Here is a 19,568-nt window from a genome sequence, read left to right on the forward strand (position 1 = left end):
AGCCACCGTCAAGAACGGCGACTTGGGCCATGACGCTTCTGCGGCCCCTGCGGTCCGGCCAGGAGTACTGGCCGGACCGCAGACTCTTCCATGCTGGGCGACACGCTCTTCTTCGTCAGCAGTGCCGGACTTAACGGCCCTGGAGTCGACCGGCCGTCATGCGCCGGCCGGTGCGGGTGACCCGGCCGACGCAAAGCCGCGCGGTCGCTCGGTCAGCGACTTTGAGCCGGCCGCGATGCCGGACCACCGGGCTGCCGTCCTCGTCGGCCCTCACGATCGGGCACTCCAGCCCCAGACCGGAGGACCTTCTCCTCGGCACGCTTCCCGCTGCGCGCGGACTGCGTGCCTGGCGCTCAGCCCTGGCCCGCACCGCCGCGCTTCGCACTGATCGCCTGCGAGAGCGGCGGCGATCTGCGCTTCGCCAGTCCATCGGTCTGGCGACGGCGATGATCCACAACGGCGCCCGACCGGTCACCGCCACCCACTGGGCGCTCCCCACCAGCTTCGCCTTCCACCTGGCCGATCTGCCGGAGTCCCTACGGCCGCTCACGGAGGCCGTGGTCGCCATGGAAGCGGCCCACTAGGACCACGCCCCGATCCGCCATCTCGGCGCCTGGCCGCGACAGCAGCTGCTCAGCACGTAAAACCCCGGCCACACAACGAGATGCCCAGCTCAGAGCCTTGCGTAACGCCCTTTAAAGATCACTCTTGCGGGGAAACGGTCGATCGCTCTACGCGACAACCTCGTCGGCGGCGTCGCCGAGCTGACCTTGCTTCGCTCGGTCATGGAGGGCCCGTGCGGACTCAATCAGCTTCACCGCATCGGGACCCCACATGATGCGCATCATCCGCCGTTCCACGCACGGCTGCTGTGCCAGCCAGATGAGCGGCAGCATGAACTTGGTCGACGCCACGGCCACCTTGTCCTTGAAGGGCCCGACTCCCATGTTCCGTCGCGTCTTTCCGGACGCCGCCCCCATGATCGGGTACGCGAAGATCTTCTGACTCAACACGAGCTGCGCGTGCACACGCAGCTGCGAGATGTGGAAGTTCTTCTTGACGGACGCTTTCTGGATGGTGTGGAAGCTCTGGCCCGTGGCGGGAATGATGCCCATGGTCCGGCTGGGCTTGAAGAGCTCGTCGTACTTGTCGTACAGCGCCTTCAGCTCCGCCATCGTCGTGGCGATCTCCCCCTCGGGGGAATCGAACAGGCGGCAGTAATCGGCGACCTCTGCGATGTACTTGTCCCGCTGCTCAGGGGGGAGCCGACGCGGCGGCCTGCCGTTGCGGAAGGCAAGGTTCTCGTAGACCCACAGCATCGTGTGCATCTCGGTGAGAGCGGCCCACATGGCTTCCCGGGGACCGTTGGCGTCGTATCCGCCGAGTTCGGGGTGACCGATGTCGATGACGTCGCCTGCCACCTTGGCGTGGATGTTGTGAAGGTGTTTGGCGACCCGCCGAGCGGTAGCAGTGTCGCCGAGCCACATCGGGGTGTGGATGCCCGAGTTGCGCTGGGCCCGGTCGAAGAGGTCGAAGATCGTCAGCTCACCCTTGCGGGCCTTGCGCGAGATCGGGTCCCAGTCACGCACTCCGGCAAGGATCGGCTTGTACGTGAGCTGGAGGATGAACTGTGCCGGGCTCTGGAAGAAGATCGTGGCGGGGTGCAGGAGGACCTCCCACGCGACGCTCCCCGGCCCGAAGACGCCGTAATCCGGAGTCCCGTCCTCCTTGAGCGAGCCGCCTGCCGGGGTCGGTTCACCGAAGCGGCGCCACCGCGACTCCGTGCCGAGAAGACGCTCTTTGGTGACGACGCGATTGACCCGGCTGACTGCCTCTGGGGCCTTGTCTGTGGCGGCCATACCGAAACTCCCTTGTTCACTGATGGGCGACGCAGGCGGCCGAACACGGGAGTCCCGATCCCGGGAGCGTCCCTCTCACAGCTCACCTACGACCAAGTCGCTTGTTAAGCGTTCAGCAACTTTTTTCAAGGTAGTAATCTCGCCCTATGCCGTCAACCCCTCGCATCACTGCCGACGCCGATCTCGGCGACGCCGAGCAGGCCAAGGCCACGCGTACCAAGCAGGAGCGGCGTGATCAGGCCGAACAGTCATTGCTGGCAGCGGCCAGCAGACTTGTGGCCAGGCGAGGGGTCGACCAGACGTCAGTGGCAGACGTGGGCACGGAGGCCGGCTACAGCCGGGGCCTGGTCAATCACCACTTCGGCTCCAAGGTCGCCCTTCTGCAACGAGTGGCGCACGAGAGTCAGCGCGGCCTCGTCGAGGTCGTGGAGGCCCTCGTCGGGGATGAGCTGGAGTCGCTTACCGTGATGATCCGTTCGTACCTCACCTGGATCCACCGCAACCCGGACGAGGCACGCGCCTTCTTCGCGATGTGGGGTGCGGCGCTGCCGGCGGAGTCAGTGCTCCGAGATGCGTTCCGCGAGTTCGACGTCCGGATCCGCACGAAGATCGAGGAGTTCGTACGCGCCGGCCAGGGACACGGCAAGATCAGGCAGGACGTCGAGCCAGCTGGTGTGGCAGCCGCCATCACCGGCCTCCTGCGAGGCACAGGCGCACAACTACTTCTTGCTCAAGAAAGCCTCGCATTCGAGGAAGTCTGCGCCACCTGCGAACTGTTCGCGCGCCGGATGCTCGCCGTACCCGAGACGCCGGACTGCTGACCAAGAGGAACCGCGAGTCAGGCCCTGGAGAGGTGCGACGCCGAATGACTCGTGCCAAACGCGTGCCAGGTCGTGCGGGGAACCACGGGGAACAGCGGGTATACAACCCGGAGGCACACTGAGCTCCAGCACCCTTCAGCCGCAGGTCAGCGGACCAACCGATGGCAAATCACCTTAAGTAGCCGTTGTCGTACCGATCACGGAGGCAGGGCGATCGAACGGCAGGGCCCTTTGCATGATCGACGTCTGTCCGGGTTCATCCGGTGATGCCGAGGGCGGTCAGGGGCCTTCTCCAGTTGCGAGCGGTGTGGCGTAGGGCGGCGGCGATGTTGGCGTGGCCGTCCTGACGGTGGACGCCGATGGCGAGGTTGCGCAGGCCGGCCATGATGCGCGGGAGATTGTCGGCATGGCGAGTGTCCTGGCCGGTGCCCGCTCCCGTTCGGCAGAAGCCACGGGGAACGGGCGAGACCGATGATCCCCACGACGGCACCCAGGGTCATCCTGAGGCGCCAAGTTCCTTCGACCGGCAGGGAGCCGACGACAAGTTGGGTGGCGATGCCCCGACCGGGACTCCGAGCAGGACCAGCAGGATCGCGTGTTTGCGCCTCGCGGTGGCGTCCCGGGCGAAGCTCAGGACCAGCGGTATGGCGAGGCCCGTACCGATGCCTGTCAGTATTCGGAGGAGCCCCAATTGCCAATGGGCTCCGGCCACCGGGCAGGCACCGGACCAGAGCGTGGACCACAGCAAAGCGGTGAGTGTCGCCCGCTGGCGCCCGAGACGGCGGGCCAGCGGCACAGCGGCGATGGCGCCTGCCGACATCGCCGGGAAGATCATGCTCCCGATCAGGCCGGCACCGCCAGGGGACAAATGCCGGCCGGGCTCGGCACGCAGGGCTTCGAGCAGATTGGGGAAGACGACGATCTGAAAGGTCTGCGCAGCCACGAGAACCAGTCCGAGCGGGAACCACACCGCAGGCTGTCCTGGGCGTGACGGTGCTGGACGACATGCCGGGCCTCCAGGCGGAGAACGGAAGACGGGGGCGGCAACAGCGCGGAATCGGGAAGCCTGGGTGAAGGTCTCTCGCGGTGCGGAGGTGCTCTCACCGTGCGCCGAGAAGACGCGCGGGACCAGGAAGAGTCGCCGTAGTTGCCTGCGAGGAAGCTGCCGGCATGAGCCAGGCACCGGCGTCCGGGGGACAATGGGAGTGCCTTGACACAGCATCGGCCCACGGATGCCCGCCTTGTCAGCCGGTGTTGACGGCTGCGTCGAGTTCGGCGGCGTCCGACCAGCTGCCGTGGAATCCCATGGGAACCCGGTGGTTGAGCTTGATGCGGGCGATGGGTGCGGCCGTGAAGTCCTGGGCCTCCTGGACGATGACCTCGCTGCGGTCGGTGGCTGGGTCCCACCAGATCGACAGCAGCCAGCCGTCGTCCTCGGCCGTGGCGCCGGGACGGGGCACGAACTCGGGTTCACCGGGTGAGGTCAGCACACCGTCGAGCGTCTGGATCGACGTCTCGCCCGTGAGGTGGTCGTGCTTGGCCAGACCGTCGGTGAACCAGTCGCCGGCTCCGCGTGTCGTCGCGTAGTAGCCGTACCGGTGGGACAGGCCGGTCAGTTGATCGTTGATCCTGGGGAATTCCCCCAGTACGTCGGTGAGCTGGCTGTCCTTCGTCTTCCCTGTGGCGAGGTCGAGTTCCCAGCGCCAGGGGGTGGCGACCATGCGCTTGAACCACCAGTTCCAGTCCCCGCCCGGCGGCGGTGACTCCAGATCCTTTTGAGTGGGGCCGAATTGGTCGACGCGGTGCCCGTCGATGACGATCTTCGTGCCGTCCTGGTAAGCGTTGAGGAAGTGGGTCTGGGCGAAGGCATCAGAGGCCTCCGCCCAGGTGACCTCACCAGTCCTGCGATGCAGTACAGCCCAACGGCAGGTGTCCAGCGTCTCCGGCTCCCAGGTCGTCGCCGGCCGACCCGTGAGCATGCTCTCGAAGCGGACCATTGCTGGGCTGACCAGGAAGATCGCGTAGTCGGGGGTGACGACGTAGTCATGGGTGAAGGTGGGGACCCCCAGGTCGACCGAGTGACGGTCGAGGACGTTCCCGTGGCGATCGACTCGATACCACGTGACCGCGCCGTCCATGTTGTCGTGGGTGAGCAAGTCTCCGTTCGCCGGGTCGATCTTGAAGTGGGGACCTATGGGACCGGTGATTCCCCCGCCGAAGTCGTAGCACTGGCTGACGGTCTCCAAGGTGTCCGGCCGCAGGTCGTGCGGCGGGCCCACGGAGAAGACCAGCAGGCGTTTGTCGAAGAGGGTCACGTGCGTGTTGGCGGGGTTCTTCGGGAAAGCGCCGGGCGGAAGGGGGGTAGCGCTGCCGTTCATGAAACCGCCGTAGATCGACCGGCCCAGTTCCATCTCCTCCTTCAGGCCCGCGGTCTCCACGTAGCGGTTGCGGTAGGTCGCGCGACCGTCGCGCAGGAAGAGGGCGCTGACCATGCCGTCACCGTCGAACCAGTGGTACCGGCTCGGATCCTCCGGGCGGTAGAACTGGCTGGTGTTCATCCGGTACAGCGCACCATTCAGCTCGTCCGGCAGACGGCCCTCGATCTCCAGATCGAAGGCTTCGCCCTGCTCGCGCCAGGGTGCGTAAGGCCCGTTGAGAAACATGTTGTCGGAGTCCCACATGGAGGCCCCTCCTCGCTGAAGTGTATCCTGCATGTCGAGACATGGAGCCTGTTGATTGGGATCTTGATGGAACCGTACATCTGCAGCTGTAGGAGTTCAGGCGAAGTACAGGTTCCGAACTCAAGGTAAAGTGGCGTCAAATCCGCAACTGGTAAGGCGAATCGTGCACGACTATCGCCACGCGTCCACTTCGAGCCTACCGTCCCTCATGGCAGGACAATAGTCCCAACTTGGAGTTGCTATCAGGGTCCTTTGCATGATCGACGTCTGTCCGGGTTCATCCGGTGATGCCGAGGGCGGTCAGCAGCCTTCTCCAGTTGCGAGCGGTGTGGCGTAGGGCGGCGGCGATGTTGGTGTGGCCGTCCTGACGGTGGACGCCGATGGCGAGGTTGCGCAGGCCGGCCATGATGCGTGGGAGATGGCCGGCATGGATCTTGGAGTCGTCCTCGCGGAACGTGCGGTCGCGGACGTGGTGCAGAAGGTTTTCGATCTTTCAGTGCCCTCTGATCCAGTCGGCGAGCTGGGCGCCGGTAGCCGCGCCGGGCGGCAGGCTGGTGATCAGGTAGACGCGCTCGATGGTGAGCTTGCCGCTGGTGAAATCCTTCCTCCAGCGCACGACTTGAAGGGCCTGGCGTGCGTCGGGGTAGTCGAGGTGTGCGAAGGCGGCGGTCTTCAGCCGCCGGATCTCCAGGCGGTGGTGGGCCCGCGTGCGGTCGTAGTGGTCGAGCCTGATCTCACGCCAGGGCAGGCGGCGGACCCTCTCGAAGAGACCAGGCTGGTTGGCCTTGACCTGGGCGATGTAGTGGGCACCGCGCTCGCGGAGGTATGTGCCCGTGGGCGTGCTGGGTGTGCAGGGCGTCGGCGGTGATGACCGTGCCGGTCAGGTCGACGCTGTCCAGCAGGGGCCGGAAGGTGGGGATCTCGTTGCTCTTGTCGGCGACCTGACGCTGGGCCAGGACGTGACCGGTGTGGTCCATCGCGGCGAGCAGGGTGACGTGCCCGGTGACGTGGGTGCGCGAGCCGCGAGGGCCTTGCCGTCAACAGCGATCGCCCGCAGTCCGGGGCCGGCCGGGGCGGCGCGGGTGGTGAGGAAGTCGCCGATCGCCCGGTCCAGGGCGTCGCAGTCGAGCTGGACGAGACGGCGCAGGGTGTGGGGGTGCGGGACGGACACGGTGCCGGAGAGCGGGTCGGTGGGGAAGCCGAGAACCCGGCAGGCCCACGCGGGGACGTCGCTGATCCATTCCGTGATCGCGGTGAGCGAGCGGGCACCGGCCAGGACACTCGCCGCGGCCGCGGCGACCAGGGCGGACAACCGGTAGCGGCGGCCACGGACGCCTCGCGGGTCGGGCACCAGATCCAGGAAGTCGGACAGTGCGACCGCGTCCGCCAGCGGGACCGGCGCGGCAGTCCGGCCCAGTTGGGCCAGCGCGGTGGGCATGGGAGAAGATGCAGGAGCAGGCACGGACTCGCCAGGTGTTCATGGGACTTCGACACTCACATGATCACTGAGACCGTGCCTGCACTGCGTCCGCTCCCGCCCGAACCGGGACGTCCCCTCCAAGGAGGGGCCAGCACGGCACTCCGGACGAAACGCGATCACGCAACGGCCCCTGCATCGAACGGAGGTTGCGTTCCGTCGTTCACGGGCCTCTTCGATGCGCTGGGCGACCACTCTCGCAGCCGTTGCCCGGGGTCGGTTGCTCGTCCGTACGCTGCGCGCAGGATGTCGTGCGGCGGCCGGGGCGGCTTCGGCAGCGTTCGGATCTGGTGTGTTCGCTGGCGCGGCGGCGCCGTGGAGCGGAGTAGGTGAGCCTGTCGGCCGTCCCCGGTGCGTGCCCTGTGCTGCGGTGCCCGGGTGGGATGTCCGGGCACCGCTGGACCGGTCCGCCCGCGGGGACGGACCGGCTTTCGGTGTCATGGGCGGTGGATAGGCGTGAGGTTGAGGGTGAAGTCGGCGGTGCCGAGTTCGAGGCGGTGCTGGGGCAGGACGCCGGGTCCGCATGCGGCGCTTCCGACGCCCTGGACGGCGTGGTCGGTGTGCAGGTGCACGAGCGGGCCGGGGGTCAGCTCGGTCTGGTGCCGGGCCGCGTCGAGCTGCCGGTCGGTCCAGCGGCGGGCGGAGAGGTGGAAGAGTTCCTCGCCGCGGATGTGGATGGCGCCGGAGCCGTCACTGACCTCGGCCCACCGTACGTCCGTGCGGTTGCCGTTGTCCTGCGGGCGTACGTAGGGCGTCTGCATCTGGTCGACCGTGGTGTGGAACCGTCCGACGCGGACCGCTTGCCGGGAGTCCGGGTAGGCCTCGCCGGGGCCGGCGCCGAACCACTCGACCTGTGACCAGTGGGCGGGGAGCTGCCAGTCGAGACCGATCCGGGCCAGGGACCGGGAGGTGTTGCGGCGCAGGAGTTCCTGGTGCTCTTCGGGCGGCAGGTCGGGGTCCACCATGGTGTCGGCGAAGGCGTCCGCCCGTTCGGGCCAGTGGCCGACCGGTTCGGTGTGTACGTGGAGCCGCAGGCCACTCCCGTCGCTGGCCCAGCGGTAGGTCGTCAGGTAGCCGCAGGGGACGGCGGCGGCGGCGCTGCGGACCACAACGGTCAGGCCCTCGGCGTCGGGCGTGACGGAGACCGTGCGGTGGCGCAGCCGGTCCAGGCCGCGTTCCTTCCAGTAGGCGGCGTCGCGCTGGGACCAGCCGCGGTCGTTGTCGGTGGGTGCGCGCCACAGGCCCAGCGTGGGGCCCTGCAGGGGCAGTCCGTCGAGGTCGAGGAGGCTGCCGGTGGCGTGGTCGAACCGGCCGGGCCCGAGCGTGATGAACCCGTCCGCGGCGTGGGGGCTCAGCAGGGGTGCGGGCGCGTGGGCGCGGGCTGGTGCGGCGAGCTGGAGCTGTCCCCAGGCGATGACGTGGCCCTCGGGTGCCCAGTCGGCGGGCTCGGCCAGCTCCGCCTGGACGGTGAGCCACAGTTCCCCATCACCGTCGGCGGCGCTCAGGGCCGGTGCGGGCAGCGGCAGTTCGACGCGGTCGCCCGGGGGGGCCTTCGGCGTCGGCAGTGTGCCTGCGGCGAGTTCGACGCCGTCGCGCGCGAGCGACCAGGTGAAGCGCAGGTGGGAGAGGTCCAGGACCTCGAAGCGGTTCTCGACGCTCAGCGTTCCGGGCTCGCGGCCCGTACTGATGCGGACGGGGGCGATGGCCTTGGCGTACTCCAACAGCCCGGGCGAGGGGGTGCCGTCGGGGAAGACCAGGCCGTCGCAGCAGAAGTTGCCGTCGTGCAGGTCCTCGCCGAAGTCGCCGCCGTACCCGAAGAACTCTCGGCCCTGGGCGTCGCGCGTGCGCAGCGCCTGGTCCATCCACTCCCACACCCAGCCTCCCTGCACCCGCGGGTACTCGTCGAAGAGCTGCGCGTACTCGGCCAGGGCGCCGGGGCCGTTGCCCATCGCGTGGGCGAACTCGGTGAGGAGGAAGGGCATGCGGTTGCGCGGATCGTCGGCCGGGTCGCCGGAGCCGGCGCGCGCCGGGTAGTGGATCTCGCCCGGGAGCAGTTGTCCGCGGCCGATGCGGGCGACGGCCGCGGGCGGGCGGTACATCTGGGCGTGGATGTCGGTGTACTCGCAGAGCCGGTCGGCCTCGTAGTGGATCGGGCGGGAGGGGTCGCGTCGGTGTGCCCAGTCGGCCATCGCGCGCAGGTTCTGCCCGTCGCCGGCCTCGTTGCCCAGCGACCACATGATGATGCTGGGGTGGTTCTTGTCCCGCTCGACCGTGCGCTCGATGCGGTCCAGGTAGGCGGCCTGCCAGCGCGGGTCGTCGGAGGGGTTGCGTTCCCACATGGTGGCGTCGGCGTACTCGAAGCCGTGGGTCTCCAGGTCGCATTCGAGCGTCACGTACAGCCCGAGTTCGTCGCACAGGTCGAGGAAGGCGGGGTGCGGCGGGTAGTGGGCGGTGCGGACGGCGTTGATGTTGTGGCGCTTCATCAGCTCCACGTCGCGGCGCATGGCCTCCGGGGAGAGGGTGCGGCCGTGGTCGGGGTCGAACTCGTGCCGGTTGACGCCGCGCAGCAGGACGCGGTTTCCGTTGACCCGCAGGACGCCGCTCTCGTCGATGGTGATGGTGCGGAAGCCGAACCGGACCCGCACACGTTCGCTGCTGGTCGCCAGGTGTGCCTCGTAGAGGTGTGGGTCCTCCGCGCTCCAGGGGCGTACTGACGGGAACCGCAGCTCGTTGTCGGCCGACCGGTCGTGGACATCGAGGGCGGGGACGCTGATCCGCACGGATGCGTCCGTGTCCACGTCCACGCGCAGCCGGCCCTCGCCGGTGACGTCGTCGTAGTCGGCGTGGACGAAGACGTCCCGGATGCCGCCGGCGGGGCGGGCCAGCAGGGCCACGTGGCGGAAGATGCCCGACAGGCGCCAGGTGTCCTGGTCCTCCAGGTAGGTGCCGGCGGAGAACTGGTGCACCCGCACAGCCAGCACGTTGCGGCCGGGCCGCAGCAGCGCGGTCACGTCGAACTCGGTCGCCAGGCGGCTGCCGTAGGTGACGCCGAGTTCCGTGCCGTTGAGCCAGACCCGGGCGCAGGAGTCCACTCCCTCGAAGCGCACTACCGCCGGCATGCCCTGCCAGGAGTCCGGCAGGTCGAAGACGCGGCGGTAGTCACCGGTCTCGTTCTCCTGTGGGACGAAGGGCGGGTCGAGCGGGATGGGGTAGGCGATGTTGAGGTAGACGGGCCGGCCGTAGCCGCGCAGCTGCCAGTGCGAGGGGACCGGTAGGGCGTCCCAGGAGCCGTCGTCGAACTCCGGGTCCTGGAACCCGTCCGGCTCGGCCCGCAGCGCCGACGAGAACCGGAACGCCCACTGCCCGTTGAGGTCGATCCGGGGGGCGTCGGAGTCCAGGACCGCGCGCGGCGCCAGCCGCCCGCGGCCGGGCGTGAAGTCCTCGAAATAGCGTGCGGGCATGCCAGTCCTCCGGACGGGCTCGGGTGATGCGCGCGACCGTACTATCGAAGGCGTGTTGCGGGAAGACGCTCCCGCCACTGCAGTCTCGACGGGCGCGCCGGCCCGGTTGCCCGGCTGTTCGGCCTCGATCCCGGCACGCTGCCGTTTGAGCGACGTGGCATCTGGGCGGTCGCCCGGTAGGGGAGAGAAGGACGCCGCGCCCGTGGCGCCGAGTGGTCTTTTGCACGTCGGGGGCACCTCGTGCGGCACCGCTTCTGTGCTGGGGACGACTGCAGCTGCCTGCCCCGGATCACGGGTCACCTCGATCGGGTGACTGCGGCGCCTGGCCTGCGTAGGAGCGCAGCCTCCTGGTAGCTCAAGCGATGTCGACACGCCGAACGCTCCGGGAGGCCCTGTTGTCACGTTTCTACGGCGTCGCGCGATCGGGGTCCACTTCGGTCACTCTCGCGTGTGACTGTCTGGCGCACCGGTCCGGGAACGCCAGCGATCACGGGGTTCGTGCGCGCCGCTACTCGACGGCGACAGGCCGATCCCGGAGAAACCGCGATCTCACCGGAATGACAGAGTCCCGCGCTGGGGAGACGATCTACTACTGAGCCGCCGACAACTCGCCCACGAGCCTTACCAGGGCGAACACCCGGTGCCCAAGTTGCCCGATCGGTCGCATTTTGATGCTCGGGCCGTCTTTCCGCGCACGACGAAAGACCAGGCCGACGGTGCGGTTGCCACCCTCGCGGATCAGGTCCAGCGCGATGTCCTCACTGGCGCCGGTCAGGATGCCATTCACCTCGTACAGCGAGGTGAATTCCGTCGACCGGCCCTGCTCGGCCGCCTCCACGGTGTCCCAGGTGTCCCGAGGCGTGTCACCCCCTGAAGCGGGCTTCCAGACTGCCCCGTTCGCCGCGGGCGCACGGGCGCCTGCCACCCCGCGCGGCAGTGCCGATCTGGCACAGAAAATGCGCACCCCCCAACTGCCCAGCCCTGAGCAGGACTTACATGAGCGCCACTCAAGGGGCCTGGCGGACTCATGAACTCGTCTAGGTACCAAAATTCTCCAGTTCGGCGTTGGTGACGGCGAGCCGACCGAGGCTGTGCTGATGTCGGCGCCAAGGAATGGCAGTTCCGGGGGTGTACCGGATGTTGCGAGAGCGCGAGGTGGCGCGCCCTCGGCCACATGGCCCGGCCACCGGGCGGCTCCTGACACGCCCGGCAGGTCGGTTTCGGCCAGGAACCATCAATCCCGGGCCGTCACGCATCAGCCGTCCCGCCTGAAGACATTTCCGCAGGACATGATCACGAAAGGCGACCGCTACCAGCAGCGAAGAATCCGCTGGTCAGCCCCGCCCCTGGCAGCCGACCACCGCCATTCAGTGCCTCTTCAGCGGCTCATCGGCCCGACTGTGCGCCGCGCCATCCCCATCCGCAAGGCGAACCAGCACGCGGACCTCACACAACCCTGACCAGCGGCAACAGGCTCAACAGCCTGAAAGGGTACGGATTCGACCCGGATTCGACCCGAGGGCCCCAGACTCCAAAACGAACAGCGGTTGACCTGCAGCGATGCTGATTCTTGCCGCTGTACCGAGCATCCACCGATAGAGAAGTATCGCAATTGAAACCAAGTGGGCATTATTGGGCGATTAACGCCACGCTGCGAGTAGTCGCACTCGCCGTCGCCGCCTCCGACTCCCCGGAGCGCGAACCGAATGGCCGCACCACGCGGCACTCCACTCTGGCGACTAGGGGTTGACAGAACAAGGCTCTGACCAGCCTCTTTATAGAAGTTCTTCCGCCTGACAGAAGCCGCCTTGCCGACCCGACGCAAGCCTCACGACCCTGATTCCAACCACGGCACGCGGGGCGACGACGCCCCGCCGACAGGGACGGGAACGCCATGCCGCACACGACTGCCTTCGCCAGGAACCAGTGGTACGTCGCCGCCTACAGCCATGAGGTCGGGCGCGAGCTGCTCGGACGGACCATCCTCGGGGAGACCCTCGTGCTCTACCGCACGGAGGAGGAGGGGACGCCGGTCGTGCTGCACGACCGCTGTGTGCACCGCCGCTACCCGCTGTCCGAGGCCCCGACCCGGCTGGACGGCGACCGTATCGTGTGCGGGTACCACGGGTTCACGTATGACACGACCGGCACGTGTGTGTATGTGCCGGGGCAGAAGCGGGTCCCGCGCACGGCGCGCGTGGCCTCCTACCCGGTCATCGAGCAGGACTCGCTGATCTGGGTGTGGATCGGGGACCCGGCGCTCGCCGACCCGCAGAGCATCCCGCGGGCCAAGCACCTCGACTCCCCGGGCTGGGTCACCGTGCGCGGCATGGAGCCCATCGACTGCGACTACGGCCTCCTCGTCGACAACCTCCTCGACCTGTCCCACGAGACCTACCTCCACGGTGGCTACATCGGCACCCCCGAGGTCGCCGAGACGCCGATCACCACCGAGGTCGACGAGGGGGCGGGAATCGTACGGGTGAGCCGGCACATGGACGACGCCGAGTGCCCGCCGTTCTACGCCAAATCGACCGGCATCGAGGGCCGGATCAACCGCTGGCAGGACATCGAGTACCACGCCCCGTGCCTGTATCTGCTGCACAGCCGCGTCGCCCCGGTCGGTGTGCTGCCCGAGCCGGACGGCAGCGACCCGGGCGGCTTCCACACCGAGATCACGTACGCCATCACGCCCGCCGGCGACGGCAAGGTGTACGACTTCTGGGCGGTCTCGCGGGACTGGGCGACGGACGACGCGGAGGTCACCGAGTTCATGCGCGCCAACAACCACACGGTTGTCATGCAGGACGTCACCGCCCTCAACCTGCTGCAGAAGACCCTCGGCACCGAGCGCCACGGCTACCAGGAGCTGAGCATCAACATCGACACCGGCGGCCTGGCCGCCCGCCGTATCCTCGCCCGGCTGGTCGAGGAGGGCGACAAGCCCGTGGAGAAGGTCCTGTGAGCACCAGTCCGACCGGCGAGATCTACCGCATCGACTGGCTGCCGGGCACCGACGTCCTGCACGGCACCTGTCACTGCGGCCGCGAGCACACCGCGCAGGACCCGGTGGAGATGTGGGAGTGGATGCTCGCCCACCCCCAGGGACATGAGTCACAAGGCCGTGAGTCACAAGGCCGTGAGTCGCAAGGAATCAGCTCATGACCGGCTACGAAGCCGAACTCGTCGTCGACGGCAGGGACCTGGCCGCCGACGGCGTCCTCGCCCTCACGCTGCGCCACCCGCTGGGCGAGCTGCTTCCCGCCTGGGAGCCGGGCGCCCATGTCGACGTCGTGCTGGGGCCGGAGCTGGAGCGGCAGTACTCGCTGTGCGGTGATCCGGCGGACCGCGGCGCCTGGCGGATCGCGGTGCTGCGGGAGCCGGACGGGCGGGGCGGATCCGCCCATGTGCACGAGCAGTTGGGGCCGGGCGACAAGGTGCGGGTGCGCGGTCCACGCAACCACTTCCGGCTGGAGCCCGCTTCCCGCTACCGCTTCATCGCGGGCGGCATCGGCATCACCCCGATCCTGCCGATGCTGGCCGCGGCGGAGGCGGCGGGCGCCGAGTGGACGCTGCTGTACGGCGGGCGTACGCGCCGGTCGATGGCGTTCACCGGGGAGTTGGCGCGGTACGGCGATCGGGTCACCGTCGCCCCGCAGGACGAGTGCGGACTGCTGGACCTGGCCTCGGTGCTGGACGACGTCCCCGACGGCACGCTCGTCTACTGCTGCGGTCCGGGTCCGCTGCTGGACGCGGTGGAGGAGCGGTGCCCGGCCGGGGTGCTGCACGTGGAGCGGTTCCAGCCGAAGGAGCAACCCGCCGGTGAGGACGGGGAGTTCGAGGTCGAGCTGGCGCAGAGCGGCCTGACGCTGACCGTCGCGCCGGGGGTCTCCGTGCTGGACACGGTGCGGGGGGCCGGTGTCGAGGTGCTGTACTCCTGCACCGAGGGCACCTGTGGGACCTGTGAGACCGACGTCCTGGACGGCACCCCGGACCACCGGGACTCCGTGCTCACGCCTCAGGAGCAGGAGAGCGGCGAGACGATGATGATCTGTGTGTCGCGGTGCCGGGGGAAGCGGCTGGTCCTGGATCTGTGATCTGTCCTCCTGGATCCGTGATCCGTCCTCCTGGATCTCTGATCCGTCCTCCCGGGTCTGTGATCCGTCCTCCCGGGTCTGTGATCCGCAGGTCCGCCTCGATCGCGGCGGCCGTCGCCAGCAGGGGCGGCAGCAGGTCGTGGCGCACCGAGTCGACGGTGTTGCGGCCGGCGTGCACGGCGATGTTGACGGCCGCGACCACCTCGCCGCCCCGGTCCCGCACCGGGGCGGCGACCGACCTGAGCCCCTCCTCCAGCTCCTGGTCGACGAGGGCGTAGCCCTGCCGGCGGACGCGGCGCAGCTCCGCCCGCAGCGCGTCCGGCGTGGTGAGGGTGCGCTCGGTCAGCGGCTTCAACTCGGCACGGCCGAGCAGTACTTCGACCTCCTCCTCCGGCCGGTGCGCGAGGATCACCCGGCCCACCGAGGTCACATGGGCGGGGAAGCGGGTGCCGACCGCGATGGACGCGGTCATGATGCGGCGGGTCGCCACCCGGGCGACGTACACGATGTCGTCGCCGTCCAGGACACAGAGCGACGACGACTCCCGCACCTGCGCGACGAGTCGCTCCAGATGCGGCTCGGCGATCTGCGGCAGGGTGTAGCCGGCGAGGTAGGAGTAGCCGAGTTCCAGCACGCGCGGGGTGAGCCGGAAGAGCCGGCCGTCCTGGTCGACGTAGCCGAGGTCGGCGAGGGTCAGCAGCAGTCGGCGGGCGGCGGCGCGGGTCAGGTCGCAGGTCTGGGCGACCTCGCTGAGCGTGCGCGCGGGATGGTCGGCGTCGAAGGAGCGGATGACGGCGAGGCCGTGTTCGAAGGACTTCACGAAGTGTGGTGCGCGAGCGTCGTCGGGCATCGCCACCTCCAGTTGTGTCGACAATGTTGTCGGCGAACCCATTGACCGGATTCGCTTGAGGCTTCTACCTTCCCGCTGAGCAACCTTGCGCACTACTGTGCGCCTTGCGCACAACCTGTCGGAACACCGCTGCACCCGTTGTCTGTACAGGAGGAGCCATGCGTCGTCTGTCCGCCGGTCTCGCCGCCGGCGCTTTGCTGCTCGTCGCGACGGCCTGTGGCTCGTCCGACGCCGGCTCGTCGGACGCGGGAGCGTCGTCCGGCGGGGTCACCACCGTCAAGGTCGGACTCATTCCGATCGTCGATGTCGCGCCGCTGTATCTCGGCCAGAAGAAGGGCTTCTTCGAAAAGCAGGGCCTGAAGCTGGAGTTCAGCATCGCTCAGGGCGGTGCGGCGATCGTGCCGGGGGTGGCGAGCGGCCAGTTCCAGTTCGGGTTCAGCAATGTGACGTCCCTGATGGTGGCCCAGTCCAACGGTGTCCCGGTGAAGGCGGTCGCCAACGGCATCGCGTCGACCGGCGTGGCGGGCAAGGACTTCGGTGCCCTCATGGTCAAGAAGGGCAGCGCGGTCAAGTCCGCGAAGGAGCTGGAGGGCAAGAAGGTCGCCATCAACACGCTGAAGAACATCAACGAGACCGCCGTACGGGAGTCGGTGCGGGGGGCCGGCGGCGACCCGGACAAGGTGGACTTCGTCGAGCTCCCCTTCGACCAGATGCCGGCCGCCCTCGACAAGAGCCAGATCGACGCCGCCATGGTGGTGGAGCCGGCGACCGCCACCATCAAGAGCCAGGGCGGCGTGGAGATCGCCTCACCCCTGGTGGACGTCGCACCGAACCTCACCGTGGCCATGTACTTCGCCTCCACGCAGTACGCCCAGCAGAACCCGGAGGTGGTGAAGAAGTTCCAGGACGCCACCGCCGAGTCCCTCGCGTACGCCGAGGCCCACCCCGACGAGGCACGGCAGATCGTCACGACGTACACCAAGATCCCGGCGTCGGTGCTGGAGCAGGTCACCCTGCCGAAGTGGCCGGCCGAGGCGAACCGCCCCGCCATCGAGGCCCTGATGAAGCTCGGCGAGGCGGACGGCCTGTTCAAGAAGACGCCCGACCTGGACGCGCTGCTGCCGTGAAGGGCGTGAACGTCGCACTCGGTGCGGCCGGTCTCGCGGCCTTCCTCGCCCTGGGCGAGGCGGTGCCGCGGCTCGGTCTGGTCAAGGAGGCCTACTTCCCACCGACCAGCCGGATCGCCGGAGCACTGGCGGACGAGGTCACCGACTCCGCCTTCTGGCAGGCGCTCGGCGACACCCTCACCGGCTGGGCACTGGGCCTGGCCATCGCGGTCTGCGCCGGTGTCGTCGCGGGCGTGGTCGTCTCGATCGTGCCGTATCTGCGCGAGGCGACGGCGTCCACCATCGAGTTCCTGCGTCCGATCCCGTCGGTGGCCCTGATCCCGCTGGCGGTGCTGCTCTACGGCACCGAACTGAGGTCGGTGCTCCTGCTGGTCGTGTACGCCTCCTTCTGGCAGGTGCTGATCCAGACCCTGTACGGCGTCCAGGACGTCGACCCGGTCGCCGAGGAGACGGCACGCAGTTACGGCCTCGGCACCTGGGCGCGGGTGCGCCATGTGCTGTGGCCGACGGCGCTGCCGTACGTCATGACCGGGGTGCGGCTCGCCGCGGCGGTGGCGCTGATCCTGGCGATCACCGCCGAACTCGTCATCGGCGCACCGGGGTTGGGCCAGCAGATCGCGGTGGCGCAGACCTCGCAGGCGGTGCCGGAGATGTACGCGCTGATCGTGGTCGCGGGGCTGCTGGGGCTGCTCATCAACGTCGGCGCGCGCACGGTGGAGCGGCGGGCGCTGGCCTGGCACCAGTCGGTGCGCGGGGAGGTGGCGGTGTGATCGGGCGCCTGCTGCTGAGGCTGCTGTTCGTCGTCGCGCTGCCCGTGGTGCTGGTCGCCGTGTGGTGGGCGGCGTCGGCCGGCAGCACGGACCCGTTCTGGCCGCCGCTGCGGACCATCCTCGACACCTTCCCGGAGGTGTGGACGGCCGACCGGCTGCGCACCGACGTCGTCCCGAGCATCCTGCGCCTCCTGGCGGGCTACGCCACGGCGGCCCTGGTCGGCGTCGCGCTCGGCACGGTCATCGGCTCGTACCGCACGGTGCGGGCGGTGTGCGAACCCGTCCTGGAGTTCCTGCGGGCCGTGCCGCCGCCGGTACTGGTGCCGGTCATCATGCTGTTCGCGGGCATCGGTGACGGCATGAAGATCGTCGTGATCGCGAGCGGCTGCGTCTGGCCGATCCTGCTCAACACCGTGGAGGGCGTGCGCGCGGTCGACTCGGTGATGCTGGAGACGGCCCGCTCCTACGGCGTCACCGGCCTGGCCCGACTGCGCCATCTGGTGCTGCGTTCGGCGAGCCCGCAGATCTTCGCCGGGCTGCGCCAGGCGTTGTCCATCGGCATCATCCTGATGGTCATCAGCGAGATGTTCGCCGCCAACAACGGCATCGGCTTCACCGTCGTGCAGTTCCAGCGCAGCTTCGCGATCCCCGACATGTGGACCGGCATCCTCGTGCTCGGCCTGCTCGGCTTCCTGCTCTCCGTCGTCTTCCAACTGGTCGAGCGCCGGGTGCTCGGCTGGTACCACGGTCTGCGCGCGACCACCCGGCGGTCCTGAGTGAACTTCGTGAAGGGGCAGTCCATGCTCGACGTACGCGGCCTGAAGAAGGTCTACGAGGGGTCAGGGCGCCGGGTGGAGGCGGTGCGGGACCTCACCTTCACCGTGGACGCGGGGGAACTGGTCTGTCTCGTCGGCCCGTCGGGCTGCGGCAAGACGACCCTGCTGAAGTGCATGGGCGGCCTGCTCTCCCCGACGAGCGGCGAAGTGCTCCTGGAGGGACGGAAGGTGAGCGGGCCGCCGCCCGGGATGGCGTTTGTCTTCCAGGAGTACGGGCGCAGTCTCTTCCCCTGGATGCGGGTCGGCGAGAACGTCGAACTACCCCTGAAGCAGAAGGATTTGGGCAAGTCACGGCGCCGGGAGCTGGTGCGGGACGCGCTGGAGTCGGTCGGCCTCGAGGATGCCGTCGGGGCGTATCCGTGGCAGCTGTCCGGCGGTATGCAGCAGCGGGTCGCCATCGCGCGGGCGCTGGCGTACGAGCCCCATGTGCTGCTGATGGACGAGCCGTTCGCGGCGGTGGACGCGCAGACGCGGGCCGATCTGGAGGATCTGGTCCGGGGGCTGTGGCGGGAGCGCGGCATCACGATCCTGTTCGTCACCCACGACATCGACGAGGCCGTCTACCTGGGCGAGCGGGTCGTCGTGCTGTCCGCCTCCCCCACCGTCGTACGGGAGCAGCTCAAGGTCGACCTGCCCGCCGAGCGCGACCAGTTGCACACCCGTGTGGACCCGCGCTTCGCCGAGCTGCGCACCCACGTGTACGAGCAGATCCAGGCGGCGAAGCGCGGGGACGGCCCGCAGGACGCGGTCACGAAGTCGGATACGCCTCCACCTCGCTGAACTGTCCGGCCGGCCAGCCGGTGTTGGCGCTGACCGACAGCCGCAGATACCGCAGGCCGGCGCTGCCGGGCAGGGACACGGTGGCGGTGTTGCTGGGGTGCGCGCACCCCAGGCCGAGGACGGCGGAAGCTTCAGCACCAGTCGCCGGACCGCCTCGGTCGAGCCGAGGTCGATGGTCAGGGACTGCGGGAAGGCGTTGTTGGTGGACTCCCAGTAGCTGTCCGCGTCGCCGTCGACCGCCTTGCCCGGCGTGTAGACGTCCTGGGAGCCGGTGGCGGTGGCCGGGCGGCCCTTGGCGAGGTTGCGGTCGGGGTCGGGGTTGCCCTGGCCGGGCTGCGGCCAGGTCGAGCAGTCGGACCAGGTGCCGGCCCAGCCGGAGTTGCCGCCGCCGTCGGTGAGGGTGAAGGTGCCGGAACCGGACGGGTAGGGGCAGTTGTAGACACCGGTGGCGCCGACGCCGGTGGCCGTGACGTCGCGGAAGGCGGCGGCGCCCTGGGTCTCGGCCTGGACGACGACGGTGCCGGTGTCGCTCACGGTGGCGCCGTCGACGGTGATGTTCCTGGCCGCATGGCCGCGCCCGCCGCCCGACACGAACTCGAAGGCGCTGTAGGGCTGTCGGTGATGGTGGTGTCGGTGATGCGGACGTTGGCCTCGATGGCGCTGTCGTAGGAGTCGACCCGAGGGCCGACCACCGCCACTGGCATGATCCTGACAGTTCTGTGGGTGTGCTGATCCCTTCGAGCACCTGGAGGAACGTGGCCGACGGGGCTGGACCAAGCTCGAGTGCGTGGGCCCGGGTGCGTCGGCGT

At 68.9% G+C, this 19,568-nt stretch carries 19 protein-coding genes and 1 pseudogene; 9 read left to right on the forward strand and 11 right to left on the reverse strand.

The window, feature by feature from the left end; all coding sequences use genetic code 11:
• Positions 1-446: 446 nt before the first annotated feature.
• On the forward strand, positions 447-584 hold the full coding sequence (locus tag IM697_RS45030; RefSeq protein ID WP_228044216.1) for a hypothetical protein: 138 nt from the start codon (positions 447-449) through the stop codon (positions 582-584).
• Between the two features lie 147 nt (positions 585-731).
• On the opposite strand, the gene IM697_RS29030 is transcribed toward IM697_RS45030, so the two are convergent.
• Positions 732-1,859 (reverse strand): oxygenase MpaB family protein, encoded by a 1,128-nt coding sequence (locus IM697_RS29030; RefSeq protein WP_194039048.1) that lies wholly within the window; start codon positions 1,857-1,859, stop codon positions 732-734.
• Positions 1,860-2,005: 146 nt separating this feature from the next.
• On the opposite strand from IM697_RS29030, the gene IM697_RS29035 reads away from it, so the two are divergent.
• Entirely contained in the window at positions 2,006-2,680 is a 675-nt protein-coding gene (locus IM697_RS29035; RefSeq protein ID WP_194039049.1) for a TetR/AcrR family transcriptional regulator, read from the forward strand.
• 256 nt (positions 2,681-2,936) lie between these two features.
• On the opposite strand, the gene IM697_RS29040 is transcribed toward IM697_RS29035, so the two are convergent.
• The 8 genes from IM697_RS29040 to IM697_RS29065 all read right to left on the reverse strand — a co-directional run bounded on the left by IM697_RS29040 (position 2,937) and on the right by IM697_RS29065 (position 11,137).
• Positions 2,937-3,065, reverse strand: coding sequence for a hypothetical protein (locus tag IM697_RS29040; RefSeq protein ID WP_322734530.1), 129 nt, complete (start codon positions 3,063-3,065; stop codon positions 2,937-2,939).
• A 111-nt stretch (positions 3,066-3,176) separates the two neighbouring features.
• Positions 3,177-3,623 (reverse strand): MFS transporter, encoded by a 447-nt coding sequence (locus tag IM697_RS29045; protein ID WP_194039050.1) that lies wholly within the window; start codon positions 3,621-3,623, stop codon positions 3,177-3,179.
• A 301-nt stretch (positions 3,624-3,924) separates the two neighbouring features.
• Positions 3,925-5,361 carry a carotenoid oxygenase family protein gene (locus IM697_RS29050; protein WP_194039051.1) on the reverse strand — a complete coding sequence of 479 codons (1,437 nt, stop codon included), beginning with the start codon at positions 5,359-5,361 and terminating at the stop codon, positions 3,925-3,927.
• A 277-nt stretch (positions 5,362-5,638) separates the two neighbouring features.
• Positions 5,639-5,767 carry a hypothetical protein gene (locus IM697_RS45575; protein WP_265582676.1) on the reverse strand — a complete coding sequence of 43 codons (129 nt, stop codon included), beginning with the start codon at positions 5,765-5,767 and terminating at the stop codon, positions 5,639-5,641.
• 87 nt (positions 5,768-5,854) lie between these two features.
• Complete coding sequence (locus IM697_RS45580) at positions 5,855-5,977, reverse strand: hypothetical protein (RefSeq protein WP_265582677.1); 123 nt, start codon at positions 5,975-5,977, stop codon at positions 5,855-5,857.
• A 264-nt stretch (positions 5,978-6,241) separates the two neighbouring features.
• The gene (locus tag IM697_RS45035) at positions 6,242-6,799 is read right to left on the reverse strand and encodes a transposase family protein (protein WP_228044217.1); all 558 of its coding nucleotides are present in this window, start codon (positions 6,797-6,799) and stop codon (positions 6,242-6,244) included.
• A gap of 476 nt (positions 6,800-7,275) precedes the next feature.
• A complete protein-coding gene (locus tag IM697_RS29060; protein ID WP_194039052.1) occupies positions 7,276-10,299 on the reverse strand; it encodes a glycoside hydrolase family 2 TIM barrel-domain containing protein in 3,024 nt (1,007 codons plus the stop codon).
• A gap of 589 nt (positions 10,300-10,888) precedes the next feature.
• The gene (locus tag IM697_RS29065; protein WP_194039053.1) at positions 10,889-11,137 is read right to left on the reverse strand and encodes a hypothetical protein; all 249 of its coding nucleotides are present in this window, start codon (positions 11,135-11,137) and stop codon (positions 10,889-10,891) included.
• A 1,056-nt stretch (positions 11,138-12,193) separates the two neighbouring features.
• On the opposite strand from IM697_RS29065, the gene IM697_RS29070 reads away from it, so the two are divergent.
• Genes IM697_RS29070 through IM697_RS29080 form a run of 3 tightly spaced genes read left to right on the forward strand, consistent with a single transcriptional unit; the run spans position 12,194 to position 14,396 of the window.
• Positions 12,194-13,264 (forward strand): aromatic ring-hydroxylating oxygenase subunit alpha, encoded by a 1,071-nt coding sequence (locus IM697_RS29070; RefSeq protein ID WP_194039054.1) that lies wholly within the window; start codon positions 12,194-12,196, stop codon positions 13,262-13,264.
• Positions 13,261-13,464, forward strand: a complete 204-nt coding sequence (locus IM697_RS29075; protein WP_194039055.1) for a hypothetical protein — start codon at positions 13,261-13,263, stop codon at positions 13,462-13,464. The genes IM697_RS29070 and IM697_RS29075 overlap by 4 nt, the downstream gene beginning before the upstream one ends.
• Positions 13,461-14,396 (forward strand): PDR/VanB family oxidoreductase, encoded by a 936-nt coding sequence (locus IM697_RS29080; protein ID WP_194039056.1) that lies wholly within the window; start codon positions 13,461-13,463, stop codon positions 14,394-14,396. The genes IM697_RS29075 and IM697_RS29080 overlap by 4 nt, the downstream gene beginning before the upstream one ends.
• On the opposite strand, the gene IM697_RS29085 is transcribed toward IM697_RS29080, so the two are convergent.
• Complete coding sequence (locus tag IM697_RS29085; RefSeq protein WP_194039057.1) at positions 14,311-15,246, reverse strand: IclR family transcriptional regulator domain-containing protein; 936 nt, start codon at positions 15,244-15,246, stop codon at positions 14,311-14,313. The two genes, IM697_RS29080 and IM697_RS29085, sit on opposite strands and share 86 nt — an antisense overlap.
• A gap of 158 nt (positions 15,247-15,404) precedes the next feature.
• Here IM697_RS29085 and IM697_RS29090 point away from each other — a divergent pair, with 158 nt between their 5' ends.
• Genes IM697_RS29090 through IM697_RS29105 form a run of 4 tightly spaced genes read left to right on the forward strand, consistent with a single transcriptional unit; the run spans position 15,405 to position 18,759 of the window.
• Positions 15,405-16,373 (forward strand): ABC transporter substrate-binding protein, encoded by a 969-nt coding sequence (locus tag IM697_RS29090; RefSeq protein ID WP_194039058.1) that lies wholly within the window; start codon positions 15,405-15,407, stop codon positions 16,371-16,373.
• Positions 16,370-17,143 carry an ABC transporter permease gene (locus IM697_RS29095; protein WP_194039059.1) on the forward strand — a complete coding sequence of 258 codons (774 nt, stop codon included), beginning with the start codon at positions 16,370-16,372 and terminating at the stop codon, positions 17,141-17,143. The genes IM697_RS29090 and IM697_RS29095 overlap by 4 nt, the downstream gene beginning before the upstream one ends.
• The gene (locus IM697_RS29100) at positions 17,143-17,919 is read left to right on the forward strand and encodes an ABC transporter permease (protein ID WP_194049925.1); all 777 of its coding nucleotides are present in this window, start codon (positions 17,143-17,145) and stop codon (positions 17,917-17,919) included. The genes IM697_RS29095 and IM697_RS29100 overlap by 1 nt, the downstream gene beginning before the upstream one ends.
• 24 nt (positions 17,920-17,943) lie before the next feature.
• The gene (locus IM697_RS29105; RefSeq protein WP_194039060.1) at positions 17,944-18,759 is read left to right on the forward strand and encodes an ABC transporter ATP-binding protein; all 816 of its coding nucleotides are present in this window, start codon (positions 17,944-17,946) and stop codon (positions 18,757-18,759) included.
• Here the strand turns inward: IM697_RS29105 and IM697_RS29110 are convergent.
• Positions 18,728-19,439 (reverse strand): annotated as a pseudogene (locus IM697_RS29110) (discoidin domain-containing protein); the annotation flags it as partial. The gene IM697_RS29105 and the pseudogene IM697_RS29110 sit on opposite strands and share 32 nt — an antisense overlap.
• Positions 19,440-19,568 lie beyond the last annotated feature (129 nt).

It is taken from the genome of Streptomyces ferrugineus (assembly GCF_015160855.1).
Taxonomy (GTDB): Bacteria; Actinomycetota; Actinomycetes; order Streptomycetales; family Streptomycetaceae; genus Streptomyces; species Streptomyces ferrugineus.